Consider the following 5,525-nt stretch of genomic DNA (forward strand, 5'->3'; position numbering starts at 1 on the left):
ATAATTTAATTTTCAAACGTAGGTTTTGTTACATAATTTTGGTTGATTTTTTTACAATTTATTTTGTTGTCCGATGTGAATGGTATAAAGCCATTCTTTTTTTAGTGTTCATTAAATTTAATTCGGATACGTCCTAAGACTGATTTCTTTATTCATATTAAGTTCATAATGTACTTATATAATATATTCATCAAATGTATACAATGGAATTAAGTAGGTGAGAAACATGAATACTGTTAATGTATTAGTTGTTGATGATGATGATCATATTAGAGAGTTAATTTCTATTTTTTTGAGTGGAGAAGGTTACTCAGTGATTGAAGCAGAAAACGGAGAAAAAGCTTTAACATTGCTTGAGTCTAATCCAGTTCAAATCGCGGTGGTAGATGTGATGATGCCAGAGGTAGATGGATACGAATTCACGAAAGAACTAAAGCGATTTTATGATATTCCAGTGTTAATGGTGACAGCAAAGGGAGAATCTCAGGATAAATTAAAGGGATTTGATTTAGGTGTTGACGATTATGTAGTAAAGCCTTTTGATCCATTAGAATTGGTTGCTAGAGTAAAAGTGCTTCTTAGAAGATATCAATTATTAGTTGATAAAAATCTTCATGTTGGCAATCTAATCATCAATCAAATCAAATATGAAATAGCTGTTGATCAGCATTCTATTATGCTTCCGTTAAAGGAGTTTGAACTTTTATTCAAACTTGCTAGTCAAGGTGGAAGAATTTTTACACGAAATGATTTAATTGAACAAATATGGGGCCTTGATTATGAAGGTGATGAGCGAACGGTGGATGTACATATTAAACGAGTACGCGAACGATTAAGAGAAATCAACGCCACCGTGGAAATTGTTACTGTAAGAGGACTTGGTTATAAATTAGAGGGAATACGTTCATGAAAAGCATTTATACGAAGTTAGTCGTTATTTTTATTTCAGTCATCATCCTGAGCTTAGTCTTTACCTTTTTTATTGCATCGAATTATTTTATTAAAAATATTATTGCTGAAGTTCAAGGAGATTTGAACGAAGTCGGTGAAAATTTCATTTCAATTTATCAGAACAATGATGAGGATAATCAAGTAGAAACTGCGTTAAATATGCTTAGTAAAAATTACAGTCTGACAATTTATGACGCTTCTAATAAAGTGGTCAGTAAAAATAATGCCCCAAAAAAATTTGCTATTAAGAAAAAAAATATAGAATTTGTTTTATCTGGACAGCGTTTTCCTGTTAGTAAAAAATCAGATAAACATCCATATCTTGTAGGTATTCCCTTTGAGAAAAATGGAGATAAATATGCGTTGTTTATCCAGCCAAATTTTGAACGTGGTTTCTTTAAAATGCATCGAATTCTCTTTTTTAGTCTTCTTACTACACTAATAATTGGCTCAATTACATTCTTATTTGTCGCAAAATTATTAGTCAAACCAATAAAGGCGTTAACAGAAGCTACAAATGAAGTATCTAAGGGAAATTACGATGTGCGGGTTGCAGTAAATAGGAAAGATGAAATAGGATTTTTAGCTACACATTTTAATGTAATGATAGAGAAATTAGGTAAGTTAGAAGAAATGAGAAGTGAGTTTGTTTCAAACGTATCACATGAAATTCAATCACCTTTAACCTCGATTAAGGGGTTTGCAAGAGTGTTGAAAAATAGGGAATTAGTAGATGAAAAAAGAGAGCATTATATATCTATTATTGAAGAAGAAACTGAACGCTTATCTATATTGAGTGAAAGATTGTTAAAATTGGCATCACTTGATTCAGACCAGCATCCGTTTGAACCTACTAAGTACCATTTAGATGAACAAATCAGAAAAGTCATTGTTGCTTTGGAACCACATTGGGAAAGAAAAAAGCTTCAGTTAATATTGAATTTACCGCAAACAAAAATAGAGGCAGACCGGTTATTACTAGAGCAAGTTTGGATTAATCTTTTACAAAATGCATTTAAATATTCAAATATTGGTGGAATTATTTCTGTTGATATTATTGATCAACCACATGAATGCACCGTTATTATTAAAGACAACGGAATTGGTATCAGTAAAGAAAACATTGAACGAATATTTGAGCGGTTTTTCCAAGCTGATCTGTCTAGACATAAGCATGGAACAGGGCTAGGGTTATCAATCGTACAAAAAATTATAGAAATGCATGAAGCAAAAATAATGGTAAATAGCACAATTGGTGAAGGGACAAGCTTTACAGTGATCCTACCAAAAAGTTAAGAACGTATTAGAAAAAATTAGAATGTTCATATTCTGTTCATAAATGTTTGATAAACTATTCACATGATTAAGTAAGAGTTATTGAAAGGGGAAAAATAGATGTTTTCGAGTTTAACGAAATTGAGTTTAAAGAACACAATCGCTGTTATTATTTTAAGTGTTCTAGTATTAATAGGTGGAATTTTTTCTGCTCAAAAAATCCAAATTGAAACATTCCCGGATGTTTCATTTCCAGCAGTAGCAGTTCAAGTTGTCTACCCAGGTGCTTCATCTGAGGATATAGAAGAAAAAATTACAAAGCCAATTGAAGAAGGGCTAATGAAGTTAGAAAATTATGATCAGCTAACTAGTTCTTCTAGCGAAAATATGGCATCGATCTTCTTAATTTATCCATTTGGAACTGATATGGATAAAATTGAAAAAGATGTTGATAGTGTTTTAAATAAAACAGATTTACCAGAAAAAGCAGAAGCAACGGTTCAACGAATTGCAATTGATTCAACACCAATTTACCAAGTTGCAATTGTAAATAATGGTGATGTGAAGGACTTACAACAATCAATCGAAAAAGATTTACTTCCACAAATTAAAAAAGTTAATGGAGTTAGTGAAGTAAGTTTACAAGGTACTAAAGAAGAAGAAATCCAAATTGTTGTAGATAATAAAAAAGCAGCACAATATGGAATTTCATTAGATACAATTAAAAATGCAATTCAAGGTCAAGATTATGCAATTCCATTAGGGTCAGTAGAGAATGACGGGAAAACAGTATCCGTTCGAATGAAGGGAAATCTACAGTCAGTTAAACAAATTGAAAAAACAGTATTATCAAATGGAGCATCAGCTCAAATGGGTGCACAGGCAAATGGACAAGGCCAGCAGGCTCAACAAGTACAAACTTCGACTCCGAAAAATGTTACAGTTGCCGATATCGCTGATGTAAAAGTAGTTTCAATTCAAGAACAAATTTCACGTTTTAATGGAAAAGAAAGCTATATTTTATCAGTATCTCAAACACAAGATTCAAATACTGCTGAAGTAGCTACAGAAGTTAAAAAAGAAGTAAAAGAATTTAAAAAAGATCATAAGGTAGAAACACATATTATTCTTGATAACGGAAAAGAGATTGAGAAATCTGTTAGTTCTTTAATTAAGGAAGGACTTCTAGGTGCGTTGTTTACAGTTGTGGTAATTCTATTATTCTTACGTAATATTAGAGCAACATTGATCTCAATTTTATCTCTACCAATATCAATATTTGCTACGATTGCTGTATTAAATTCAATGGGTTATACATTAAACATCATGACATTAGGTGGTCTTGTTGTTGCGATTGGCCGAATTGTTGATGATAGTATCGTTGTTATTGAAAATATTTACAGATGGAGACAGGAAAAAAATAATCAATTTAAGAAAAAAGAATTAGCTTTATATGCAACAAAAGAAGTTATTGGTGCAGTTGCATCTTCAACATTTGCTACGATCGTTGTATTTTTACCATTAGCATTTGTAAGTGGCATTATCGGAGAATTCTTTAGACCATTTGCAATTTCAGTGGTTGTATCAATTTTAACATCATTACTAGTTGCGATTATTTTAATACCTACATTAGGAGCGAAATTCCTAACAAAGCCATTAAAAGAGCACAAAACAGATACACGTTTTATGAGAAACTATGAAAAATTATTGCGTACTGCATTAAAACGTAAATGGATCGTACTATCATTATCGATCGTATTACTGCTTGGTTCATTATCAATGATTCCATTTCTTGGCTTTTCATTCTTACCAGGTAGTGTAAATAAAACACTTCAAGTAACGGCTACACTTCCATCTAATAGTACGGTTGAACAATCTGATGAAGTAGCGAAAGAATTAGAGAATTACTTTGCAGATTCAGATTTAATTGATACTGTTCAGGCAACTGTCGGTGGTAAACGTGACTTTGTTATGAACATGGATGGTGGCAAAAATAAGGCTGTATTCCAAGTCAACCTGAAAAATGGTAATGATATGGACAAAGTCATCACGAAAATTAATAAAGAAGTTCCAGCAATTGTTGATTCAAAAGTTGATGGTACAACAATCAACGCAAAAGAATTCACGCAAGATGGTCCACCAACTGGAAACAATATTGATGTAAGTTTATATTCTTCAAATTTTGATGAATTAAAAGAAGCTGCTTCAAAAATTGAAAAAGAATTAAACGATGATGATCGTTTGAAAAACGTTTCAAATAATTTAAAAGACGTACAACCTAAATGGGAAATTACTTTAAGTGATAAAGCTTTAGATGAAAACATCTCAATGCTTCAAATTATGGGAGCAATTAACGAAAATATCAATGATGTTGAAATCGGTGATTATGACTTAAACGGAGAAACAAATAAACTGTCTGTTGGTTATGAAGAAAAAGCTAGTTCAAAAGCAGATTTAGAAAACATTAAAATTATGACTGCTACAGGTCCTAAAGAAATTAAGGACTATGTGAAGATTTCTCAGAAAGATGCACCTGTTTCAATCAACCATGAAGATGGAAAAATGTATGCATCTATCAGTGCGACTGTGAAAGGAAAAGACACAGCAGCTGTCACAAAAGAAGTAACAGATCAATTAAATAAAATTGATATACCAAATAGTGTTGAAATGAAAATTGGTGGCGGGTTAGATATGATTACTGATGGTTTCAGTGATTTAGGTCTAGCAATGATTGTCGCAGTTGGATTAGTATTCTTAATCATGAGTATGACATTTGGTGGATTAAGAACACCATTAGTTATTTTATCATCATTAATATTTGTACCAATGGGTGCGTTCCTAGCATTATTCATCGCTAATCAAACATTATCGATGAGTGCAATGATTGGATTACTGATGTTAATTGGTATAGTTGTAACAAATGCAGTAGTATTATTAGATCGAGTTGAACATAACCGTCGTGAGGGATTAGAAGTTATTGATGCGTTAATTGAAGCATCTAAAACGAGACTACGTCCAATTCTAATGACAGCATTGGCTACTATTCTTGCTTTAGTACCTATGGCTGTATCAAACTCAACTTCTGGATTAATTTCAAAAGGTCTAGCAATAACTGTAATTGGTGGTTTAACAACATCTACATTCTTAACACTAATCATCATCCCAGTTATTTATCAATTAGTGAGTAGAAAGAAGAAAAAAATAGAAGAGTAAAAAAGATGCCCCACTAATTTAGTGGGGCACTTTTTATATATTAAAAAAATGTGTTCTCTTATTATTTAGGATCATATGTAAATTGT

Annotated in this window: 3 protein-coding genes; all 3 read left to right on the forward strand. The window is 31.8% G+C overall.

Annotated features, from left to right (window positions below):
* The first annotated feature begins 226 nt into the window (after window positions 1-226).
* The 3 genes from V7056_RS13575 to V7056_RS13585 all read left to right on the forward strand — a co-directional run bounded on the left by V7056_RS13575 (window position 227) and on the right by V7056_RS13585 (window position 5,439).
* On the forward strand, window positions 227-910 hold the full coding sequence (locus tag V7056_RS13575; protein ID WP_499702760.1) for a response regulator transcription factor: 684 nt from the start codon (window positions 227-229) through the stop codon (window positions 908-910).
* Window positions 907-2,247, forward strand: coding sequence for a sensor histidine kinase (locus tag V7056_RS13580; RefSeq protein WP_499702761.1), 1,341 nt, complete (start codon window positions 907-909; stop codon window positions 2,245-2,247). The genes V7056_RS13575 and V7056_RS13580 overlap by 4 nt, the downstream gene beginning before the upstream one ends.
* Window positions 2,248-2,346: 99 nt before the next feature.
* Complete coding sequence (locus V7056_RS13585; protein WP_499702763.1) at window positions 2,347-5,439, forward strand: efflux RND transporter permease subunit; 3,093 nt, start codon at window positions 2,347-2,349, stop codon at window positions 5,437-5,439.
* Window positions 5,440-5,525: the final 86 nt, after the last annotated feature.

The sequence above is a fragment of the Bacillus sp. JJ664 genome, from assembly GCF_036962205.1.
Taxonomy (GTDB): domain Bacteria; phylum Bacillota; class Bacilli; order Bacillales; family Bacillaceae_G; genus Gottfriedia.

Coding starts and splice junctions, on each gene's coding strand:
- V7056_RS13585 (WP_499702763.1), top strand. CDS start 2,347: ATGTTTTCGAGTTTAACGAAATTGAGTTTAAAGAACACAATCGCTGTT.
- V7056_RS13580 (WP_499702761.1), top strand. CDS start 907: ATGAAAAGCATTTATACGAAGTTAGTCGTTATTTTTATTTCAGTCATC.
- V7056_RS13575 (WP_499702760.1), top strand. CDS start 227: ATGAATACTGTTAATGTATTAGTTGTTGATGATGATGATCATATTAGA.